At 67.8% G+C, this 329-nt stretch carries 1 protein-coding gene; it reads right to left on the bottom strand.

Annotation, left to right across the window (positions count from 1 at the left end; translation table 11 throughout):
* Nucleotides 1–301, bottom strand: a 301-nt coding sequence (locus ELR45_RS39875; protein ID WP_240760286.1) for an FAD-dependent oxidoreductase, incomplete at its 3' end; no start/stop codon positions are given.
* Between the last annotated feature and the right edge of the window lie 28 nt (nucleotides 302–329).

The following is a 329-nucleotide window of genomic DNA, read 5'->3' as shown; positions in this document are numbered from 1 at the left end:
TCTGCGTGACACCGTCGGTGTCGGTGAGCGAATCACCACCGCGGATGGTCCGGGCACGGCCGCCGGGACGATCCCTCGCCTCCAGGATCTGGCAGTCGTATCCTGCCTTCTGCAGTTCATAAGCGGCGGTCAAGCCGGCGACGCCGGCGCCGATGATCACCACCTTGGTTCGGTTGCGGGCACCCTTCGGCAGATCACCTTCGCGCGGTGGGCGGAAGTCCACCGGCTGGGCGTTGGCCGGTGTCGCGACGAGCCCGAGGGCCGCCATCGACCCGTATAGCGCGGTTGCGCCACCTGCCATCCCTACTCGGCCGAGAAAGTTCCGTCTG

It is taken from the genome of Phytoactinopolyspora endophytica (assembly GCF_004138495.1).
Lineage (GTDB): Bacteria > Actinomycetota > Actinomycetes > Jiangellales > Jiangellaceae > Phytoactinopolyspora > Phytoactinopolyspora endophytica.
This window is presented reverse-complemented; position numbering and strand designations above follow the sequence as displayed.